The sequence below is a fragment of the Brevibacillus sp. M2.1A genome (assembly GCF_013284355.2).
Taxonomy (GTDB): Bacteria; Bacillota; Bacilli; order Brevibacillales; family Brevibacillaceae; genus Brevibacillus.
The window spans coordinates 1171910-1193680 of the sequence record NZ_JABSUY020000001.1 but is presented as its reverse complement, the minus strand read 5'-3'; the positions used below and the strand labels follow the sequence as shown (position 1 = coordinate 1193680).

At 47.9% G+C, this 21771-nt stretch carries 23 protein-coding genes; 5 read left to right on the top strand and 18 right to left on the bottom strand.

The window, feature by feature from the left end:
* Positions 1-42 precede the first annotated feature (42 nt).
* Entirely contained in the window at positions 43-564 is a 522-nt protein-coding gene (locus tag HP567_RS05950) for a DinB family protein (protein ID WP_173610698.1), read from the top strand.
* On the opposite strand, the gene HP567_RS05945 is transcribed toward HP567_RS05950, so the two are convergent.
* Positions 561-1337, bottom strand: a complete 777-nt coding sequence (locus HP567_RS05945; RefSeq protein WP_173610699.1) for a DUF169 domain-containing protein — start codon at positions 1335-1337, stop codon at positions 561-563. The two genes, HP567_RS05950 and HP567_RS05945, sit on opposite strands and share 4 nt — an antisense overlap.
* Positions 1338-1544: 207 nt before the next feature.
* Here HP567_RS05945 and HP567_RS05940 point away from each other — a divergent pair, with 207 nt between their 5' ends.
* Complete coding sequence (locus HP567_RS05940; protein WP_173610700.1) at positions 1545-2105, top strand: hypothetical protein; 561 nt, start codon at positions 1545-1547, stop codon at positions 2103-2105.
* A 79-nt stretch (positions 2106-2184) separates the two neighbouring features.
* Here the strand turns inward: HP567_RS05940 and HP567_RS05935 are convergent, their stop codons facing one another.
* The 14 genes from HP567_RS05935 to HP567_RS05870 all read right to left on the bottom strand — a co-directional run bounded on the left by HP567_RS05935 (position 2185) and on the right by HP567_RS05870 (position 15195).
* Positions 2185-3498, bottom strand: a complete 1314-nt coding sequence (locus tag HP567_RS05935; RefSeq protein ID WP_173610701.1) for a VWA domain-containing protein — start codon at positions 3496-3498, stop codon at positions 2185-2187.
* A gap of 129 nt (positions 3499-3627) precedes the next feature.
* Positions 3628-4296 carry a Tad domain-containing protein gene (locus HP567_RS05930; protein WP_173610702.1) on the bottom strand — a complete coding sequence of 223 codons (669 nt, stop codon included), beginning with the start codon at positions 4294-4296 and terminating at the stop codon, positions 3628-3630.
* Positions 4297-4698, bottom strand: coding sequence for a TadE/TadG family type IV pilus assembly protein (locus tag HP567_RS05925; protein WP_173610703.1), 402 nt, complete (start codon positions 4696-4698; stop codon positions 4297-4299). It lies immediately after the preceding gene.
* A gap of 34 nt (positions 4699-4732) precedes the next feature.
* Positions 4733-5455 carry a hypothetical protein gene (locus HP567_RS05920; RefSeq protein ID WP_173610704.1) on the bottom strand — a complete coding sequence of 241 codons (723 nt, stop codon included), beginning with the start codon at positions 5453-5455 and terminating at the stop codon, positions 4733-4735.
* Between the two features lie 23 nt (positions 5456-5478).
* The gene (locus HP567_RS05915) at positions 5479-6333 is read right to left on the bottom strand and encodes a hypothetical protein (RefSeq protein WP_173610705.1); all 855 of its coding nucleotides are present in this window, start codon (positions 6331-6333) and stop codon (positions 5479-5481) included.
* Between the two features lie 15 nt (positions 6334-6348).
* Positions 6349-7485: a hypothetical protein gene (locus HP567_RS05910; protein WP_173610706.1), complete on the bottom strand. Its 1137-nt coding sequence runs from the start codon at positions 7483-7485 to the stop codon at positions 6349-6351.
* Positions 7486-7515: 30 nt separating this feature from the next.
* The gene (locus tag HP567_RS05905; protein ID WP_173610707.1) at positions 7516-8949 is read right to left on the bottom strand and encodes a vWA domain-containing protein; all 1434 of its coding nucleotides are present in this window, start codon (positions 8947-8949) and stop codon (positions 7516-7518) included.
* 110 nt (positions 8950-9059) lie between these two features.
* The gene (locus HP567_RS05900; RefSeq protein ID WP_173610708.1) at positions 9060-9272 is read right to left on the bottom strand and encodes a hypothetical protein; all 213 of its coding nucleotides are present in this window, start codon (positions 9270-9272) and stop codon (positions 9060-9062) included.
* 112 nt (positions 9273-9384) lie between these two features.
* Positions 9385-10320, bottom strand: a complete 936-nt coding sequence (locus HP567_RS05895; RefSeq protein ID WP_173610709.1) for a type II secretion system F family protein — start codon at positions 10318-10320, stop codon at positions 9385-9387.
* A gap of 4 nt (positions 10321-10324) precedes the next feature.
* Entirely contained in the window at positions 10325-11251 is a 927-nt protein-coding gene (locus HP567_RS05890) for a type II secretion system F family protein (RefSeq protein WP_173610710.1), read from the bottom strand.
* Positions 11229-12617, bottom strand: coding sequence for a CpaF family protein (locus HP567_RS05885; RefSeq protein ID WP_173610711.1), 1389 nt, complete (start codon positions 12615-12617; stop codon positions 11229-11231). Before HP567_RS05885 ends, HP567_RS05890 begins: the two co-directional genes overlap by 23 nt.
* 13 nt (positions 12618-12630) lie before the next feature.
* Positions 12631-13788, bottom strand: a complete 1158-nt coding sequence (locus HP567_RS05880; protein WP_173610712.1) for an AAA family ATPase — start codon at positions 13786-13788, stop codon at positions 12631-12633.
* Positions 13789-13791: 3 nt separating this feature from the next.
* Positions 13792-14643, bottom strand: coding sequence for a flp pilus assembly protein CpaB (locus HP567_RS05875; protein WP_173610713.1), 852 nt, complete (start codon positions 14641-14643; stop codon positions 13792-13794).
* Between the two features lie 96 nt (positions 14644-14739).
* Positions 14740-15195 (bottom strand): prepilin peptidase, encoded by a 456-nt coding sequence (locus HP567_RS05870; protein ID WP_173610714.1) that lies wholly within the window; start codon positions 15193-15195, stop codon positions 14740-14742.
* Positions 15196-15505: 310 nt separating this feature from the next.
* Here HP567_RS05870 and HP567_RS05865 point away from each other — a divergent pair, with 310 nt between their 5' ends.
* The 3 genes from HP567_RS05865 to HP567_RS05855 all read left to right on the top strand — a co-directional run bounded on the left by HP567_RS05865 (position 15506) and on the right by HP567_RS05855 (position 18529).
* Positions 15506-15820 (top strand): thioredoxin family protein, encoded by a 315-nt coding sequence (locus tag HP567_RS05865; RefSeq protein ID WP_173610715.1) that lies wholly within the window; start codon positions 15506-15508, stop codon positions 15818-15820.
* A gap of 130 nt (positions 15821-15950) precedes the next feature.
* Complete coding sequence (locus HP567_RS05860; protein ID WP_173610716.1) at positions 15951-17102, top strand: response regulator; 1152 nt, start codon at positions 15951-15953, stop codon at positions 17100-17102.
* A gap of 32 nt (positions 17103-17134) precedes the next feature.
* Positions 17135-18529 carry a DUF4832 domain-containing protein gene (locus HP567_RS05855; RefSeq protein WP_173610717.1) on the top strand — a complete coding sequence of 465 codons (1395 nt, stop codon included), beginning with the start codon at positions 17135-17137 and terminating at the stop codon, positions 18527-18529.
* Positions 18530-18600: 71 nt separating this feature from the next.
* Here the strand turns inward: HP567_RS05855 and HP567_RS05850 are convergent, their stop codons facing one another.
* From HP567_RS05850 to HP567_RS05840, 3 genes are read right to left on the bottom strand one after another with little or no spacing between them, the layout of a single operon-like run.
* The gene (locus tag HP567_RS05850; protein WP_173610718.1) at positions 18601-19287 is read right to left on the bottom strand and encodes a DUF4956 domain-containing protein; all 687 of its coding nucleotides are present in this window, start codon (positions 19285-19287) and stop codon (positions 18601-18603) included.
* A gap of 22 nt (positions 19288-19309) precedes the next feature.
* Positions 19310-20044 (bottom strand): polyphosphate polymerase domain-containing protein, encoded by a 735-nt coding sequence (locus tag HP567_RS05845; RefSeq protein WP_173610719.1) that lies wholly within the window; start codon positions 20042-20044, stop codon positions 19310-19312.
* Entirely contained in the window at positions 20041-21765 is a 1725-nt protein-coding gene (locus HP567_RS05840; RefSeq protein ID WP_173610720.1) for a CotH kinase family protein, read from the bottom strand. The genes HP567_RS05845 and HP567_RS05840 overlap by 4 nt, the downstream gene beginning before the upstream one ends.
* Between the last annotated feature and the right edge of the window lie 6 nt (positions 21766-21771).

The following is a 21771-nucleotide window of genomic DNA, read 5'->3' as shown; positions in this document are numbered from 1 at the left end:
CATATGATAAAAGCAAGAAAACCAAGAGGAGCTGATTCGCCCATGAATACAAAAGAAATCGTAACCAAATTCGAAGACGTGACAAACCACTATCTGCATGAACTAGAAGGCTTCACCATGGAACAACTCTTGCAAAAACCAAGTGAAGAGGAATGGTCGATCGGTCAAATGTACCTTCACTTGATCCAAGCTGCCCGGTATTTTCATCTGGGAAATGTCGAGAAGTGCAGACAAGGAGGACCTGCTGTTACCGAAGCAGGTACCGAAAAATCTGAAATCGGGCAGACGATATTTGCTCAAGGCTCCTTGCTTCCCGTTCGCGTGAAAGTCCCTGCCTCCCCTGAGTACACACCTGCACAACCAGAGAGTAAGGAGCAATTGCGTGATGGACTCATCAGCGTGCTCGCACAAATGAAAGAGCTGGAACCGACTCTGGACGAAATTCCTGTGCATCACACGGTGGCTCACCCAGCCTTCGGTTCGCTGACCGCAAAGGAATGGTTTGCCGTGGTTGAAATGCACTATCGCCATCATCTGCTCCAGCTCAACCGACTGAAGGGTTAGTTTTTTTCTCCAAACATCCCAGCAAGCTTTTGATAGGTCGGCGGAAACTCAGCCTGATAGCGCAAGAAGGACGGGATCGGGTAGCGGATTCCGCCTTTTTGCGTTCCCGCTAATCCCTCCACCAGCTCGGCGGCATCGCGGAAATGAAAGCTGAAGGCCATCTCATGATCCTGTGTCTGGGCAAACAATCTGTCGCCATAACACGGTACGATCACTTGCGGCTGTCCCGTCTGGATCGGCTTGATCGCAATGTCCGCACAGTCGGCCCGACTGGAAAAGGTGGACGGAATCGATCCACCGCGCTTGTACAGCATCCCCGCCACCAATCGCATGACCTGAGCCGCATTGCCGTAAATCACGACGACATCTGGCTCAATCTCTGCCCGATCCAGCGGAAACGATACGTAGAAGCCGCTTTCTTCTGCTGAAAATTTCGGGACATCCTGCTCACTTTTCGCCCCATTTTCCAATGAATCTGTATACATTCCACAGGCGAGATGTCCCTCTGTATAAAATGCTGGCTGCTCTTCATAGCCAAAAGCCACCTGGGCGATTGGACAGGACAGATCGGCTCCATTCATTGCGATGCTCCAGCCATAACGCCGTGAAAAACCGACAGCTTGGCAAATGGTTATCGGATAACCCAGATCACGGACAGGTCGCTTTGCCTTTGACGGCAGAGCGGCTTCTTCTTTTCGAATGCTAACTCCTACGGGAAAGGTCTCTGTCCTCACATACATTTGAAGCGCTTGATTCAGCTCGATGGTGTTCATTCCATTTGCCCCCTCGTTTTTCATATACATTGCTCATACTCCGAATTTTTCGTCTTTTTTACCCAAAGTCCTGTCACTCCCTACATTTTTCTCAAAGCTTACAACATCGTAAGGTAATGGAAAGGTTTATCGATAGGGAGTCGAAACAATCCCTGTTAGGATAAAAAAAGATTACACGTATTACTTGGGATGGCTGGAGGGTTCACAATGAAAAAGTTCGCATGGCTGGGCACGGCGCTTCTCGTCTTTCTGTTAATGGGATGCTCCTCCAGCTCACCAGATGCAGTGCTAGGGCTCGGAAAAGACGAAGCGGCGCAAATCGCTGCAGCCGCTGTTAGACAATATTATCAGGTGGATGTCGATACGACTGATCGGGAAATCACGCTGGAGGACCCAACCAATTCGGTATACAGAGGAGTCCCTGTTCACGCCATACTGAAACGCGAACCTGTGAACGGCGATGTACATGGGTTTCACGCGATCATCGAACCGAGATCAAAACAAATTCTTTCCCTGTCGATTGACGTTATTGGAATAAACGGAGAAGTGGCGACAAAAACGATGACAGAAGCAGATTTGGAAAAGACGGCATCTGATTTTATCCGCTCGAAAAACCTGCTTGCTTCAAACGACTTCCAATTGGTGAAAGCTTCTGACGCTCATTCCAATGACGCCAAGCGTTACTTTTATTACACAGATGGCCTGAAAGACGTGGCAATCGGAGTGGACCCTGGCCTGAAACAGGTCGTTACGTTCACGTATGATTGACGCACCCTCACCCTTTCCATTTACAGTGAGTTCTCCGTTGCGACAAGCAGTCGCTTTTGTAACGGAGAACCCATTGCTGTTAGTTTCCACTGTATTTATCCTCAATTTCCTCTCTCATTTCCTGATAGGTCTCGGTTGTGAGACTCACCAAGTAATTGGTCAGCTCTTCCTTGGACTGTGTAGCCAACGCTTCTCTTTCTTGCCTTTTCCCAGTAAGATACTCCCTCGCTTCATTGCCAATCTTGCCACTTGCAGACAAATACTCGATCGCCATTCCGATGTTCAGGCTCTCCCGCCAGTTTTTCTCGTACCAGTCCCGGTCGTAAGCATCCACCCATTTTTTGCGGTCGATCAAGACAGCGTCTGCTTCCGTCAAAGCATCTCGTTTCCACTGCTCCCACTTCTGGGCAATTTCTTTCGCACGTTCCAGCTCTTGCTTGAACTGCTCACGGTTCGTCACATTTGCATACAAACCTTCTGAAGCGTGGGCAATCTCTTTCAACTGCTTCTGCCCTTCTGCATTCACGTCAAAGCCGATGACGTTTAGCAACGGCATGATTTTGGACTGGGACAATTCCTTGGCTACTGCCACTGGATTTCCATCACATGTCTCGATACCGTCACTGACCAGATAGATGACATTCGTATTTTTATCCGCTTCGAATCCCGCCAAATCCTCCTGAGCGAGACGCAAGGAGTGCGCAATGGATGTCCAGCCTGTCGGCTCAAACATGTCAAGTGCTTGCTCAAGACCTTTTGCATCGTAGGCTTGCAATGGATAGACCATCTCACTGCTGCCGCAGGAAAGCTGCTTATGCTCATCTGCATTGCTGCCCTTATGTCCATACACGCGCAGCGAGATTTTCGCCTCTTCAGGCAGTGCTTCCGCGAATTCCTGGATCGCTTCCTTGGCGAGCTGCATTTTCGTTTTGTCCCCAATTTTCCCAGCCATGCTGCCACTTGCATCCAGAATAATTTCTACGTTGAAATTTTCCCGAAACTGAAAGCGGGCGTCCTCGATGTCCGGACTCCCATACGAAGCCATTCTCCAGCGGTCTACAACCATCTGGGGACTGAGGTAATCCTCGGCGAAAAGGGTGAGCAATTGATTCCAGTACAAATCCAAGTAAGCATCATTCATCCCGTCGACCACGGTAGGCATTTTATCCAAAACCTGTATGATCTCAGCTCGATGCGGATAAGCTGCGTGGAAAAATTGGGTGCCAGCAAGCGGTCCGGGCTGTGAAGCAATCAATTCCTGTGTCGTCTGCGGCCATTGATTTTGCCCGAGCCCTGTACCCGCTCCTACTGCCCCCAGAGAACAGCCGGTTAGCAGAAGCATGATCAAGATGCTGTTGATCAAGAGCGCCATCCGTATTTTGGTGTTACGCATTCGGTCATATCCTCCTTGCCTAGTTGCCATGTTGCCTTGTTAATCAGATCGCCGCGTTTTTCTTTCGGATGAGCAGCTACATTTTTTGTAGCTTTCTTGTCATGCCATTTCCTCCAATGTTCGCCGTTCCTACATAGGAATATGCGGATTCACCCATCCGCTTACTTCATCAATAAAACCGATCCGTCTGCTTTCACCTGTCTGGTAGATTTGCTCGGAATAGGCAGGAATGAACTCAAAGCCCATCGATTCCGATTCGTACTTTACAGAAGTTTTTACTTCAATCCGATTGTCACTGTTGAACAATTTGACGGACGATCCGCTGAGCGTTGCCTTGTTATCCGAAAGCACTTTAGCAACCACTCCAGGAATTTTTGCTGTTGCCGTTTGCAAGCCAGCGTAGACATAAGTCTGCAACTCAGCATCTCCTGGCAATGCGCTGCTTAATACCGAGTCAATCGCACCGTATTCAATCTCGCTATGAGACCAATCGGGGTGCGATGCTCTCAGCTGGCTCCTGGCAACTGCTAGTCTGGGATCGAGATAATTTTCGTCATAATACCGTTTGGGTGACAAATCATATATTTTAATAGCCGCATCCATCTCATCATAAATATCCTTCACCGCCGCAATACTCGCCTGTTGCGCACTGTTCGACGCCTGCTCCTTGTCTACAAAAATGGTCGAAAAGTTGAAAAGCGCAACAAATACCAGCATGAAGATAAACCAGTAAATCGTCAGGGTGAAGATCGTCATATTTCCACGTTCATTTTGCAAGTGACGCAGTATACGTACCATCTAGTTCATCACCCTGCTCTTCATTTCTCGATCGAAGGAGATATATCGGTCTTCCTTCTCGATATATAGCCAGTCAGGGAGAAACGCCAGTTCCATCTGTACGCCGACCTTGGCGGTAAAATATCCGCTACCATTCCCCGTGATATCACAATCATTGAAGGAAATGTAGCCTCCTGCCGCGTTCACCACGTTTTTGGCAGCTTGCATGGCTTCTCCCGAATTCCCCGTTATGGCGTACACCTTCGCCGCCTCATTTGCCGCCGACTGCGAGATAATTACGCCGTAGACTCCCACAAGAAACTGCCAGCAAATCAGCATGATCAGAAAGACGAACGGCAGTATGGCGATAAACTCTACGGTGACCGAGCCCTTTTCATTGGAAACGATCTTCTTCAGGCGCATTCTTCGCTCATCTCCTCTCGAACTTATTTGCAAGCTACCTTTCATCGAGCAGCATTCCCCCTGCTACAGCTGCTTCCGCTCTTGCCGCCTCATCCTTCCATTTATTCACGTACATCATGAACATGACCGCAAAAAACGGAAGAACAATCACATTGAGCAACAACTCAATAAACATAACCGCCCCGAAGGTTGCCGTAATAGACGTGACGAGGAACAAGCCCGCCAAACTGATTAGCCATTCCACCACACTCACCATTAGCAACAGGCCAAAGATTTGGAAGAAATGCTTTTTGCCCATTTCCATGGCAGCCCGCCAAGAGCGCCAAGCCGATTGTTTTTTCAACACCACAAAAAACGGCGTCAAATAGAACAAGACCATAAGAATCAACCCGGGTATCATGAACAGCATCATTCCTGAAGAGACAAGAAAGCTAAACACGATCCCAAATACGAATACGGAAAAGCTGTGTTCAAAAAAAGTCCGAAATGCCTTGCGAATCGGACGATCATCGCCGTCCAGATCGCTTTGGACATACTGGGCGAAAGGAATCTGGAGGATCAGCAAAAACAGAAGAAGTAAAAACAGATTGAAAAAGCTTGCGACGAATTTGGCGCCCGTAATCGCCGCAATCAAATTCAGGTAGTTCAGCGTAAAGTTGTGGATGATAAAAAACGGAACCACGAGCACGGCGGACAAGAGCAACAAAGACTCGATATTCCGTGCATAAAAACGAATGCTTTCTTTGAAGGGATGCATATGGGTTTCTCTCACCTTTCCTGTTAAGGGTTTCTCAGTTTATCCATCAGCCCGTTTTCCAAGATGGTCATATTAAGCTTCTCGTGGGCCTCCCGCAACTGTTCAACCGAATGGAAAGACTCATGTTTCCCTGTCGTATGCGTCTCAAAGCTTTTCACGGATTCATCGGCAATATTTCGCAGTGTTTTGTCTTTGTATACAGAGAGCAAGTCGCTCAGCTTTTTTCGTTTCTGCTCCTGTACCCGGTCTAGTTCTACTCGATTGGATTGGAAAAACTGGTAAAGCCGATCCACCGAGTCTTTGATCAGCACTTGTCTGCGAATGCGATCATACAAAATGTAGTCGGATTCAAATAACACATCCCGCAATGCCGTTTCTTCTCCGGCGATGACGTAATTGCGCGCGAAAAATTGATTGAGCAGGTCCATCCCTCGAGCATAAATGGCACGCAACTGGTCCCGGCTTTCCATCATGGTTTTGCAAACGTCGATCAGCTTCTCTGCATCTTGCCGAAGCACCGTGTCCATCTTATCCTGACAGCTGGGCAAAAGCGCCCTCAGATACTCGTATTTTTGCTCGTACATCTCGATCGGCTTCTCTTTATCAATGGCCAGATTGTTCTTAATCTTGCGCCCTGCATGTGCATGCACCAAAAACAGTTTCACAACAGGCTCTGCTTCATTGCGGTGAACCACTTCACCATCCGGTCGCAGCACCAAGTACCCGACAGCGTCTTTTTTCCCCCATTTCCAGTACGCTACATGGTAGTAATATTGTCCGTTTACGTAGGCTGGGTAATTGTACAGCTCCGTCCTCTCTAAAAAACGCTTATGCCGCTCGATCTGAGCCTGAACCTGTGGGGTATTCACAACTTTCATAAGCAAGGACCTCCGTTACGCAAATAAGGATTTCACCCAGCCAACAGCTTTTCCGACCCCATCCCGGATTCCACGGGTAATCGCTCCTCCGGCTAGCTTGTCAGCGTACTTCACGAGTTTGCTCAGTCCCCACAAAACCGCACCAGTGACAACAAGCACACCACCTACTGCCTGCCCGCCTGGTATGACGGAAGCAATGACCCCTGCGTCCATCAGCACACTGCCGAAATTACCGACTCCATCCACGAATTTTTCATTTTGTGTAGCTTCATTCTGGCTTGGATCAAACGCCATTCCAAAGCTTCCAAATGTATCAATAACATCAAACGGAAGGCTGATGGCTGCTATGCCAACATTCAAACCTTTCACGATTCCCGGCATTCTGACGCCAGATGGATTTGCCGAATTCGTTAGCTGACCGCCTTGGAAAATATCCCGGAAGCTGTTATTCGGCAATTGCGCCAACACAAACTGATAGTTGGCCCATGCATTCATCCCGTCGAGTGTATCAACACCCATGCCTGTTACAGTACCTACATACGGCGTATTCTTGAAAGCAAGATCAAGGCCTTTTATGGCCAGGTCTCCCACTAACATGCCTTTGCCCCGAAGTCCCGCTGCCATATCTACTTCGCCGTTCATAAGCAAATCAGCGCTGTATGCCAGCGTACCGCCCATTACGTCTTTGAACGTCCATTTGACTGCACCGTATCCCAGCGTCTCCGTCATCGGCTTCGAACCGTCAGAGTTTGCGCTGGGTGCCTGCATTTCTATATTCGTTGTCGGGGCGGTTGCGTTTGGCGCTTGCGGGTTCGGTTGATTGACATTCGGCGCTTGCAGGTCCGGTTGATTGACGTTTGGAGCCTGCAGATTTGGCTGCTGCCAGTTCGGTGCTTGAATGTTCGGTGCCTGCAGATTCGGCTGCTCCCAGTTCGGAGCCTGCACATTCGGCTGTTCCCAATTGGGCGCCTGCATGTTCGGCTGTTCCCAATTTGGTGCCTGCATGTTCGGTTGCTGCCAATTTGGCGCATTGTAATTCGGCGCTTGCAGGTTAACAGATGATGCCAGAGCCGCAAGCGGAAGCAGATTCATCAAAAGAATCAGAAAAGCAAAGGTAGCCGCTGCAATTGGGCCTCTAATCCATTTCCTCACTTCACAAACCTCCTTTTGGAGATTTCGACTTTAGTTCGTTTTCGTATTCTGCGTAAACTTCTTGTTGATCGCATTCACGGTTTCCTTATAGGACTTATCGTTCAAGGAATCCAGAAAGTCCTCCAATTCGTCCGCCTTTTTCTTGGCTATATCCTTCTGTTCGTCCTTCATGGTTCGGAGACGATTGGCAAGTTCATCCGGAATCATGTCATCCGCACCCATGGTCGTAATGGCAGAATTCATATTGTAGCTTTCATCGCCAGCAATGATTCTCCAGTCTGCTGCGAACGAACTGATGTCTGTCTTACGTGATATACGCGTGTCAAAAGCCTGATAGGACGCATCTGCTTTCCACTTTTTCCATTTGTCTGCAATCTCTTTCCCACGATTGAATTCTTCCTGCAGTTCTTTTTGATCCTGAATCAGGACGTAGCGACCTCCTGCTGCCTTGGCCACTTCTTTTAACTGTTGCTGCCCTGGGCCGTCCACGCCAAAACCAATTACGTTAATAATCGGAGTAATCGCTGATTGGGAAAGTTGTTTTGCTGCTTCGGCTGGGTTTCCGCCGCATGTTTCGATACCGTCGCTAACCAGGTAAATCATATTGGTGTTTTTGTCCCCTGAAAATTTGCTCAAATCCTTCATTGCTTCCTGCAAGGAGTAGGCAATCGGGGTATATCCCGCAGGCTGAAACTGATTCAAGGAACTCTGCAATTTTTCTTTGTTGTAAGGCTGCATTCCGTATACCAACTCACTGCTGCCGCAGGAGAGCGCTTTATCGGACTCTTTCCCGCTACCCTTATGTCCGTATACACGCAGAGCTACATTAGCCTGTGGCGGCAATGATTCAGCAAAGGCTCTGATGGCATCTTTGGCAGCCTCCATCCTTGTCTTGCCGTTCGCCATTGCACCCATGCTGCCACTTGCGTCAAGAATAATCTCCACATTGTAGTTTTCCTTGTACTGGTAGCGAGGATCTTCGATTTCCGGACTTCCGAAATAATCCAGCTTCATATCATCAATAATTTGTTGCGGATCGGGATAGCTCTCCGCGAACAACCCCAAGAGGGCAAGGTAATACAGATTCGCGATTTCTTCGTCTGGATTTTCAATATAAGGGAATTTCTTTAATTCCGTTTCTATCTCTTCCTTATTGTCGTCATACGACTTCCCCGCAAAAAGCCCAGGAGGAGTGTTCAAAAAATCCTCTGTTGTTTCCCGTTTTAGCAGGGGGCCAGCCTTTACCATTGCCTCCAGCGCTTTTATTTTTTCTTCTCTGCTCATCTCGGTGTTCGTTTCACCAGTCTTGTCTGGAGGCTGTTGTGTTTCTGTGCCTGATGGAATAGAGGGTGGCTGCCCATCCGTGGTCTGTGGAGTTTCCGGTTGATTTCCTGCCTCTTGAGAACACGCCGTTAGCAGGCTAAAAAGGAGGATGGCCGCAACAATTCCCTTCACAAATCTCATCGACTGCTACCTCCTGTTTCCTACAGATTTACTATGTATGTGTGGCGGTGAAGGAAAGCCCTTCACCGCCAACTTTTCCAATGTTTGTAACCAAACAGCATTCACTCAGATTACTTCCCATCCAAGTCTCCGATGATATTGCCAAGCGTTTCACCAATTGATTTTCCCACACCGTCAGGATTACCTTTGAAGTAAGTAATTACTGCTCCGAATACGGCGATCACCACACCTGCCAGCGCGATCCATTCAATGGCTTGAGCACCTTTCTGATTTTGCAGGGTTCCTTGGACTTTTACATACAGTTTTTGCATCATGGTTTTCATAAAAAATCTTCTCCCCTCATGGTTAAAATGAATTTGATAAGACAAATGATTCACATTACTACTCATCCCATCTTTGTGACGGGCATCACCTCCCATAAAGTCAAAACATACATTATGGCATGATGCCAGAGAACAAATCGAGGTTCTCTAAAATATTCAATACCATCAAACCGCCAATCAGGATAATCGCTGTAGGAGTCACGACAAACGTGGTGATCAGGGTTACTTTCGGTGACGCCTTGGCCGCCTTTTCCTTGATTAGCTCTTTACGGATTCTTCGCATGTTTTCGGCCTGTGCCTTGAACGTGACAGCAATCGGTACTCCCAGGCGCATCCCCTGAATGAGCGCTTTGATCAGCATTTGAAACTCCGGATTATCGTTGCGTCGAAGCAGTTGTTCATACGCCTTTTCCCTCTGTACACCCAGATCCAGCTCTTGATTGAAACGGGAAAACTCTTCCCGAATCGGTCCGTCAAAAAACTTGATGACTTCGCGCAATGCCTGATCGAGACTTACCCCCGCTTGCAGGGTGACGCTCACGGTGTCGAGAAATTCCGGCAGGTCATAACGAAGCTGATTTTGACGATCACGGGCTTTGTTCTTCAGCAGAAGGATGGGCAGAAAGTATCCAATCAACGGCCATCCGATCAGGCCCAGATGCGACAAGGGAAAGCCTAGAATGAAAAACAACGCGCCGGCAATGATGCCGAGCAAAGCCATGAATATTTTGACTCCTTGAAATTGGGCAACTGTCAAATCTAACGGGCGTCCAGCCTTCAGAAGCCAGTCCTCAACCTCATGTGACTCACTAAAAAAGTTGATGCGCTGACCCATGACTGCATAGTCGTCTCCATACCGAAGCAGGCGTTTGACCAGGCGTTCGGATGAGGTTTCCTTCTTGCGTACCCCGTAGTTTTTGTGTCCGGTCACCTCATGGACATGTGTGAGCAGTTTTTGCTTCTCGATGGAGTAGCGATACCACTCCTTCAGACAGATGGCGAACAGCAAGAGAAACAAGAACACGCATGTAATTATGAGAGCATCCATGTTTTCACACCTTTATGTTGGTCACTTTCTTTACGAGGATATAGGACAGAAGAGTTCCGATTACGAACAACCCCAGAAGAAAAAGACCAAATCCGGAAAACAACGGATCAATAAAGCCTTCGTTCATCATGTTCATCATCAGTACCAGGGCAATCGGCATAATCGGCACCAAGATGGAGACGTATCGCTGTTCTGCCGTCATCGTCTTAATCTCCTGATTCACAATGCGGCGATCCTCCAATGTCTCCGCCATTTCCTGCAGCACTTGGCTCAAATTCCCCCCTGCGCGCCGTTGAATCAACAGGGTAGCAGTAAAGATACGGAATTCTCGCGTCGGTATTCGTTTTTCCATGTCAGAGAGCGCCCGGTCAAAGCTGACGCCTAGCTGCAGCTCACGTGCCATGCGGCTAAACTCATCACCAGCGGGATAATTCATCTCCTTGGCTACCAGTGAGATCCCCTGTGAGAGCGTAAGGCCTGCACGCAGCGAGTTGGCCAAAAGTCGACACACTTCGGACAGCTGTTCATTCAATCGCTCCTGGTACTTGTTGCGTCGGACAAAGAACAGCACGTTCTGTATGAGGTACATCACCACTGCCCCGATCATGATGTTAAAAGGAAAAGAAATATTCACGATGTTGCTGAGCAAGAAGGCGAGCACCATGGTACCTACAATCAAAATTCCGTAAAACTCCGAGGGCGCAAGCGGGAAGTTCGCTTTGATCAGCTTTTTTTGGATTTCCTTGGCATAGGGCGTCTGGTCAAATTTGTCTCCCCAAACGATGACGACACTTTTTCGTTTCCCCTTTACCTCGAACCATTCTTCCGCTTTCTTTTTCCATTCGGTCTTCTTGGCCCTATAACCGAGATACTCGTAGATGCCCCAGATGCCGAACAACACCGCAAGACTAAACAGAATAGGCATGGTCACGCTGCTTCCCTCCTTCCGCCCTAAAAATGGATTCATCCAGATTGATTCCAAAAACTTGGAGCCTCTCCAAGCACCGCGGGATTACCCCGGTTGCCGTAAAGTAACCTAGCACTTCCCCTTTTTCGCCGATTCCCTTCCTCTGGAAACGAAAAATCTCGTTGACCTCCACACGTTTGTCTTCCGTTTTCGCTACTTCCGAAATCGAAACGATTTTACGTGTCCCGTCTGACAGGCGTGTGACCTGGACGATGATATCCAACGCACTGACGATATATTCACGGACGATTGTGGATGGCAAATCCATCCCTGCCATGACAACCATCCCTTCCAAACGGTTGAAGGCATCCTGCGGTGAATTGGCGTGTACCGTTGTTAGCGACCCTTCATGTCCCGTATTCATTGCCTGTAGCATGTCAAATGCTTCCGCACCCCGTACCTCCCCGACGATGATTCGGTCTGGCCTCATCCGCAGGGAATTTCGCACGAGCTGACGAATGGTGACTTCTCCTGTTCCCTCCATATTGGGCGGGCGTGCCTCCATCCCAATACAGTTGGGGTGAGTCAGCTTCAGCTCGGCCGAATCTTCAATCGTAATGACACGTTCATAGTGAGGAATGGCTTTTGCTGTCGCATTGAGCAACGTCGTCTTACCGCTCCCCGTACCGCCTGAGATCAGGACGTTCATTTTGGCTTCCACTACGGCTTGAATAAACTGGGACATCGGTTCACTGAAGGAACCGAACTGCATCAGATCATCCATTAAATACGGCTCTTTGCGGAATTTACGAATTGAAACGAGCGTCCCATTCAGACTAATCGGAGGGATGACCGCATTCACGCGGCTTCCGTCCTTCAATCGGGCGTCGACCATCGGTGAGCTTTCGTCGATTCGGCGGCCGAGCGGTGCGACAATCCTGTCTACAATATGCCGCAAATGTTCCTCATCGCGAAATTTCAAATCGGTCAACTCGAGCCTTCCCCGCTTCTCGACGTAAACAAGGCTATGCCCATTAATCGAGATTTCCGTGATTTCCGGGTCTGCAAGCAGCGGTTCGAGCGGCCCAAGCCCCACCGATTCATTGATCAAACGAGTAAGCAGAATGTCCTTTTCATTTCGTGGAATGACTACTTTCTCTTCCGACATGTATTGTGATACGAGACGTTCGATCGCGAGACGCATCTCATCTGAACGTAGACTAGTTAGTCTCTCCAGGTTGGTTTCACGCAAGAGTCGGGTCTTGTAATGCTCAGCCAGTTCGTCAATATACGGATTGAAGGAAGGAGCTGCTAGTGTGGCAGCGAGTGTCGTCTGCTTTGCCTCATCCCCTGGCGCTGTCTGCTCTTGCTTGCGTCGGAATAAAGCCATCTAACTCCCACCTTTATGACAGTTTCTTGAGTACCCATTTTCTGATGTCTTTCGCAGCCGGAGAGAGCTTCTTCTCATTCGGTTCTTTTTGCAATGGTCGGCCTTGATTGACGGCCGCTTGCACCCCTTGATGATCTCTGCTGATTTCAGCAGTAATCGGAGCGTTGAATAATCCTTTCAAATCCGATACGTTCAGTTCGTTATCCCGTCCCACCTGGTTGACGATCACTTCGAGCCTGCCTGCCGTATCAATCCGAAGACGTCTGAACAAGTCTTCCACGAGTCGGTAAATTTGCACGGACGGTGTGTCCAGATTCATCACGTAGTAAATCATGTCCGACTCTGACAAAGCGGCAAAGGTTAGCTCATTCATATGCGTTGGCAAGTCGAGAATGACAAAATCATAACTGCGGCGACTGGCGCGGATCAGTCTGGTGACGAAGGCTTCGGACATATTCTCGGCTGTCTCGGCATCCCGCGGGCTGACCAGCACCTCCAGCTTGGAATAGTTCTCCCTCTGCGCCACGTTGCGAATATGAAATTCGTTGATTTCGTCCATAACCGGCATCAGATCGCCCAATGTACGGTTGTTTTCAAACGACAAGAAGGTTTCTACACCGCCGTATTGGAGATTGAGGTCGATGAGCAGCACACTTGCCGTAGATTCCAGCTTCAATGCTTGCGCAAAGCCTGTTGCCAGCTGTGTTCGCCCGCTTCCCCCTTTTCCGCTGTAAAAGGAGTACACCTTCCCCCGTCCTCGCACAAAAGCCTTGCCGGATACATCCGCGCCCTTTTTTCTCTGTTTGATTAGAGATAGATCGGATATTTTGTCGAGACGATCAGACAAAAGGTTTAGCTCATCAGGCATGACGATGTATTCAACCGCACCCGCACGGACGACATCTCGCAGCAAGACAAAATCCTGTCTTTCCGTGAGATAAATGACAATGCCCTCCGGCAGCTCGCCTTGTATATACTGCACCAGCTCTACTCCTGCTCCGTCTTCCGGTTGCACGAGCAAAACGACATCGGGCCCAATGCGGTCAATTTCTTTTTTTACTTCGCTGGAAGTCGTGTATCGTACTTGTTCGTAAACGGACAGAATTTCCCTCAGCATGTCTTTTACAGAGTCGTAATCCGCAACGACGAGAATTTTCATATCTTTGTTCATGACTTACCCTCCGGTTTTCGGTGGTTGATTAGTTGGCTGCGGTGGTACCGAAGTTGGTTTGCCTTGTGGCTGAACCGGAGCCGCTGGTGGTGTCTGGACGGCGGGCTGTCCGGCGGGCTGTCCGGCAGGCTGTGCCGCAGGTGGCGTTACGGCTGGTGTCCCAGGCTTGGCGTCGGCTGGTTTGCCAGGCGGTTTCGTCTGTTCCGGCGCAGGCTCCACAAACGGATCAGGAATGCCCAAGTCTCCTTTGCCCACATTCGCTTTCAAAATGCGAACCATCTGGGCGTAATGCTGCTGGTGAATGAATTTCGGCGCTTCCTCAAACGGCAGTTCCAAAGCCACGCCCTTAAAGCTGTTCTCCGATTTCGCTACCATGGCGACAGGCACGTCTTTCATGAACACTTCCGTTACGGGTTTTCCACTCACCTCATGCGAGATGATGATGTCGACCCGGTCTAGCGCTTCCAACTCCTGATCGAAGACGATATTATTCGATGAAAATACTGTCACGAGCCTGTTGTTCTCGTCCCGAACAACGTTCGCTGGCTTCATGATGTTTTTCGTAATGATATCCCCCTTCGACAAAGGGACAATCGTGACTTGATTTTTCAAACTGGCTTTATCGATGACGTACGAATCATCCGCGTACTTTTTGGGGATTTCCCTTACCGTCAATTGGTCGGGTTGAATCAGTGCCCGAGATGGAATATCTGCATTTGCTTCGTATATTTCCACCATTTCACCCAGTTGCGCATTCAAATCCTTGATTTTTTGCAGAAACAGAAAGCCCGCAAGTGCAGCAAGTAGGAATGATAATACAAGGAAAATGATTGCCCTACGTTTTGATTCCAACATCAGAAGATTCCCTCTCTTTTTCGAAAAATCCATTCATGTAAATTCTTTGTCGTTTTATTGCCAAGATTGCGAATCAACAAACTTATGAGAAAGGCACTAGGAATACATAACCATGACCAGCATGAGACTGGTCCCACCCGCAACAAAGGGGGCCAACGGGATCTCTCGCTCGAGTTTCGTCCTGCCTGTCATTTTGGCGATGGCCCACATAGGAAGCACGCTGACTCCTGCAAGCAAATACGTAAGCACGAGCACGACCAGCCCCGCTTGCCATCCAACCGCTGCACCGACCAAAGCGAGCAGCTTAATATCCCCTCCGCCCATCTGACCGTTGCTGATCACCGCCATGAGTAATGAAATTCCTCCCAGCACAATAACTCCCATCGCATAAGTCAGCCATTTCTCTGGATGAAGGTACGCATGCAGAACGAGAAAATACACAATTCCCGGAAGCGTCAGCCAGTCGTAAATGAGACGGCGGCGTAGGTCGGTATACATAGCGACTGCCATTACGAAAAGAATGGGAATGATGACATACCAAGATAACACCATATGTCCTCCTTCCTGCTTTTTGAGGAAAATTTCACCATTACAGACTGTATATTAGAGAAATTTGTTGCAAAAATATCCATGTTTTTTGTATATTTTTTTGAAAAAACGCTTTCATTGCCTCTTTCTATGGATTTTTGCACAGGACATTTTTCCTTCTCTCGCCTAAATTTCTGAAATCCAAAACTACACGAGGTTTGTCGAACTTTGTACAGATTTTGTTCGAGAGTACATCCGTTGTCGTTCCGTGCGGCAAACATTTTTTGTGCTATTCTAGTAAAAAATCGGCGAGAAAAGGTGGGAATACCGAACCGTGCAGGAGTATCTCGAACTGACTGAACTACTTGCAGAGATTGAACGTCATCCGACTAGTCTGTTGTTTATTAAAACGGCAAACTGCGGCGTTTGCGATGTCACCTACGCAAGAACTGTAGAACTGCTAAAACAATATCCTCAAGTGAAAAGTATGGTGGTATCCATGGAGAAGATGCCCAATATTTCCGGTGAGTTTCTCGTATTTACTGCTCCAGCGATCCTGCTGTTTACGGATGGAAAAGAAGTTTTTCGGCAAGCCCGGTTTGTATCATTTGATGAGTTAGAGCGTGTTTTGACCTCCATCACTTGCTAAAAATTCACATTTCCTATCACTGTAAAGGTTTGGATAACCTCTCTTTTGATGATAGAGTAGAGAGTATGAATTAATCAGATTCGTAAGACAATCTGTTGTATTTTATCGTTTTTTGAAGGAGAGACAGTGGATGAGAGCCTTATTGGTAGACGACGAGCAACTACCCTTGATGCATCTGCAACGATTGCTGGAAAAAGATGTTGGCGGCGTTAAGGTAGTCGGAGCCTACACCAATCCTCTCGAAGCGATCGATCAAGCAGTATCCCTTCAACCAGATGTCGTTTTTTTAGATATTAATATGCCGCGCATCAGTGGACTGGAGATCGGAGAACGTCTGCAAGGAATCGATAACTCCCCGGAGATTGTATTTGTCACAGGGTACGATAAGTACGCCGTTGATGCTTTTGAGCTGTGCGCGCTGGATTACATCATGAAACCCGTACAGCTTCAACGCTTGCAAAAGACAATGGACCGTCTTCGTGAGCGAATCAAGTCCGCGAAAGAAGCCGCGCCTGTCAAAGAGGAATCAGTCGTTTCCATCCAATGCTTCAATAGTATTTTGTTTCACCAGCCGAATCAGGAGCCGCAAGAGATCAAGTGGCGCACGAATAAAGCTCGTGAGCTATTCGCGTATTTATTGCATTACCGCAACAAGATGATTGACAAAGATTCCCTTATCGAGCTTTTGTGGCCGGACTATGATGGGAGCAAAGGCGTAACCCAGCTATATACGACGATTTACCTCATCCGGCAAACCTTGAAACGCTATGGTCTCCAAACGATATCGATCAACAAAGGCAATTTAGAAGGCGGCTATAAGCTGACGATTGATTCAGCTACGATCGATGTGGAGGAATGGGAGAATCGTCTCAAACAATTACTCCCCCTCTCTCTTGCCAATATACAGGAGTATGAGCAAGTGCTCGCGACGTATACAGGTGATTATTTCGGAGACTACGACTATCTGTGGGCAGAGTACGAGCGGGAAAGACTCCGCAGAATGTGGCTGCAGCTCGCCAAAACAATGAGCAGCTTTTATTTGGGACATGGCAGAGTACGTGAGGCGATCAACGTCAACCAACGCATTCAGAATTTGCACCCGCTTGAAGAAGACAGCTACATGATCTTGATGCAGCTGTACGCTTCCTTGGACGATCATGCGGCAGTCGAAGAGCAGTATCAACTCTTAACCTCTCGGTGGGAGACTGAACTCGGCTCTGCTGCAAACGAACATATCACCAAGTGGTATCACATATGGAAACAGGAAACAGAAGAAAAGTAATGATACTCTCTCACTAGATCTAGGGGGCACTCATGAAGTTCAGAAGTAGTCTATACAGCGTACTTCTCGCTGCTTTTTGCATTCTACCTTCCTCAGCCGCCGCCTCCAGTTATGGAACGGCGACCTATTCACCAAAACAAACCCAAGACGTGCTCCAAAACCCGTATATGGGACTGGCTCCCGACTCACAGACGGGTAATCTTGAACAACCACATACCCTCGTCTATGCCAATCTTACCTGGAGGATGCTCGAGCCCACTAAAGGAGAATATGCATTTGATGAGGTCGAAGATGCGATCCGGTTTCAGGAATGGACAGAAAAAGATTTCAAGTTCATCCTCCGTATCGTTATGGATATTCCTCACAACAAATCGGACATGGAGATACCGGATTGGCTATACAACGAGATCGGCGGGGACAATGACAACTTTGAAGATGGCGAGTGGTATCGAAACGACTATGGCAAAGGCTACAGTCCCAACTACAGCAATCCATTGATCATTACATACCACAAACAGTTGATTGACGCTCTGGGAGAGCGTTACAAGGACGATCCCCGCATTGCTTTTATACAACTAGGAAGCGTCGGTCACTGGGGAGAATGGCATACCGATACGTCTATTCCTTTCCCTGCGACAGAAATCACGGATCAGTACGTCCAACCGTATCTGGATAACTTCCCTGATTCCATGCTACTGATGCGAAGACCACATCCAGTCGCCAAGGAGTACAAACTAGGCCTGTTTAACGACATGTTCGGCAACAAAGATGATACTGACAGCTACCTGTCCTGGATACAGAAGGGCTACGTATCCTGGCTGACCAAAGAGAAAATGCCTGCCATGCCTGACTTTTGGAAGTACGCACCAAGCGGTGGAGAGTTCTCCCCATCCGACTCGTTAACTAGCTACTTTACTCGCTCCTCGATAAACCAGGTAATCTCACAAGCCAAAGCTTCGCATATTAGCTGGCTTGGCCCCAATACACCTGCACAGTTCGAAAAAGATGGCAAGCAACAACAATATTTGAACCGCTTTTTAAACACGATGGGCTACCGCTTCACCATCACCAAAGAGACACATGCCAAAACAGTCGAGCCCGGAGAAAGCCTCGCTGTAACGATGGATTGGCAAAACCTCGGTGTCGCTCCTTTTTATTTCCCGTGGATTCTCGAGCTGTCACTCATGGATGAAGATGGCGATATCGTAACCAAGACCAAAACGGACGAAGACATCCGCAAATGGCTTCCCGGCAAGAAAACTGTCAAGCAGAGCTTGGATATCCCGGATGATTTACCAGAAGGAACATACACACTCTGTGTGGCTATCCTCGATCCTCATACAGAAGAACCGGGCATTCAATTTGCCATGGAAGGAAAAAGAGCGGACGGAAGATACACACTAGGCAAGGTTCAAGTACGGAACTGATCATCAAAGAAAAAATCCCTTCCTGACAGCCTGTAAAGGCGTCGTCAGAAAGGGATTTTTTGTTGAATCATTTATGGTGCATAATCGCCATCGTAGCTGACCAATGATACGTTTTTCACACCTTCTACCTCTGAAATATCCTGAACAAATGCCGTATTATCTCCCTTGATTTTTACTTCTACAATCAATTCCACCATCTCTTTGTTGACTGTCTTTGATTTCAGGGTGTATTTTAGCTTGTTCAGCTGGTATTTGATCCCGTCATTGGCTTGATCCTGATAGGTAATAATGAGCAGATAGGCAACATCTCTCATTTGCCGCTTGGATAATACGACAATGACAGCCGCCACCACCAGAGATCCCAGGACGGAAACCGGGTATACACCTGCTCCCGTCGCAATACCTACCGAGATCGACCAAAACATGAAGACAATATCCAACGGGTCTTTGATGGCGGTACGGAACCGCACAATGCTCAACGCACCAACCATCCCGAGAGAGAGCACGATATTCGTACTAATCGTCATGATAATCAGGCAAGTAAGCATTGCCATGGCCACCAGCGTGATGTTAAAGGTGTGCGTATAGACGACGCCACGAAACGTTTTCTTGTAAATATAGTAGATAAACAAACCAAGCAATCCCGACAACACAAGACCTATGATGGTATCGATGATCGAGATGCTGGCGAATTGGTCCATTTTTAAGACACTTTTTTTGATGATATCTTGAAAATTAATCGTATTGGTCGTGTCCATAGTTTCTCGACTTCTCCTCACACTAAAGATTATAGTACTTTTTGGTTTCCTCTCTGCAAATGACATATTTGGAGATAGCCGACCGCTGATTACTCAGGTTTTGCAGCAAATGTCTAATATTGAATGGCAGGAATTGATCGTACTTCACTTCCATGATCATCATGGGCTGATGAATCGCTCTGACCATCATGATGTGTTCGTCAAAAATATCAAGCGTATTGACGTTTGCCTTCAAGTACTTATCAAACGTGATTCGGACATTCCCTTCTCTCACCAAATACGCCTCTCGAACATAATCCGTAATGACACGAGGCCGAAACAGATGATTCTTGCACGACAAATAAAAATCTCGCAGCACAGCGCTTTCCGTCTCCCGCAGAAACTCAACATCGCCTGCGAAAATTCGTTCATACTCATCTCGCGTAATCGACGCTGATTCTTTGCAAATGTATCCGCCAAACTTGCTCTTTCGCTCTATCTTGATGACCGCATCACTTTTGTTGTAAATGCGGATGCGATACTTTTTTCTTTGAAAAACCCCGTAGTTTTTTTCATAGAGAGCCGTGTCGTGATAGTCATCAAAATACAGGCTGCGAATATGATAGCCTTCCTCACTTACAGAATGAGGGTCAGGAGTCGCGATCAGACGCAATTTCTGCCGGAGCGGCTCATAATGGGTCAGCCGAAGATAATACTTCAACTCATGCCGCAATCGCTTGTTGCCGAGCTGGATGCCCGTGCTCTGTATTCCTTTCATTTCAACACAAACTCCTTCACCCCGTGATAAATCGCATCCTCCGGCTCTACTCTGTCAAATGCCGTCTGTGTGTTCCCTTTGCTGTCCCGGACAATCACCCTCCAGAAAAAGCGACCTTTTCCCGGATCGTTTATCGTGTATTGGACTCCTGTCAGTCCCTTTGCCTGCGCGTGTATCTTCGTAAACGCAGGGTCGTAACTGACAGCAAAATCGTAGGTCAGATCGTCTCCTTGCAGGTCATAGGAATGGTCCCAGGAAAAAATGAGCTTGTCTCCTTCTTTTCTTGGATCTCCCATAAAAAAGGGCATTGGATTCTCTTGGCGCTCATAGTATCTCTTTTTGTTTCGCTCCGGTTCACCAGAGAGAAGTGCTTGCTCATTGTGAAAATAGGAGACATCCAACGGCAAATTATATAAATCAGGTTGTTGCAGAACGTATTTGCTCACAATCGGATAATAGCTCTTCAAGTATTTTTCCGTTTGCTCTTTCGTAATGATCTTGCTGACTTCCTCAACCTTTTCGTTTAGCGCCTTGATGTTTTCCGGGTCTTTGAAGATGCGGCGATGCAGGTTCGACACCCAGTAGTTGGAGAGGCCAAACTGCCATTGACCGAGCCCTTTTTCTGGACTGCGCTTGAGCTCTTCTTCGAAAAATCCCCATGTTGAGTCATAGTCCCACGGGAGGAAATACCATTTGTTCGAGTTGCTTGGACTGTATAAATAAAAATTGTGAACAGCCGTATCGTGATTCCCCATCAACAGGTTGGCTGCCATCCATGTATAATAGTTCTCCCGATCAAAATGCTTGTCCAAAAAGTCCTGCGTATTCATTGCAGGATTATGGAGATCCTCCAGCATGGCAATGAGCTTTTCATGGTTCTCGCTGCCTTTGATCTCCAGAATTTTTTCAAATGCTTTCTTGTCGTAGGTAGGATCGGTTGCCAGCTTGATCTGATCCTCGTAGCGATGGAACTCGAAATCAATTGCCTTGTACAAGTTTCCGTTCCGGTCCAACCCGTGCGCCTGCAAAAATGTTTTGTTTGGCTGTTCAATTTGAGTAAACAAACCGTAATCAACAAAGTCCCGGTCTGGATTTTTTTTGGTCAAATCCTTGATTTTTACTTGAACGAACTGCGTCCGCAAGCTGGTCATATTCGGCATCTGCTCGAAATAATCAAAGCTTAGCTTTTGTCGAACACGCGTCATGTCAGACTTGTGCTTGCTTAAGTTGATGTTGCGCTGATCCCGCCAATATCCGGCACTTTCGAACAAACGGATTTTGTACGATTTTTGTTCCGCTCTCCTGCTCGATTCCCCTCGTAGCTCAATCGTTCCGTTCGCTCTCGTCTCTCCAAAACCAAAGTAGCCCTGGGTCGGCCCCTCCGCCGTCCCTTCCTGCATAATGACTTTGGCCTGGAGATCTTCTCCCTTTTCATTCCGTCCGCTAGGAGCCAGATTGAGTTCCGTAAAGGTGGTTGTCTTCAGTTTGGAATTTTCTTCGTTGACTACCGTCACATACAAATGGACGATGCTCCCATCCACATCCTGATCGTATACGCTTCTATTCTCAATCAGTCCCTCATTCATCTGTTGAGTTGGTGCCACCTGGCTCGTTGCTGCCGGGGTATCTGACACTGGCTGTTCAGGTACATTCTGTGTACAACCAGTCGATACAACTCCTAATGCTACGAGCAGGCTCAGTATGAATCGTTTTTTCTTCACCCTAAG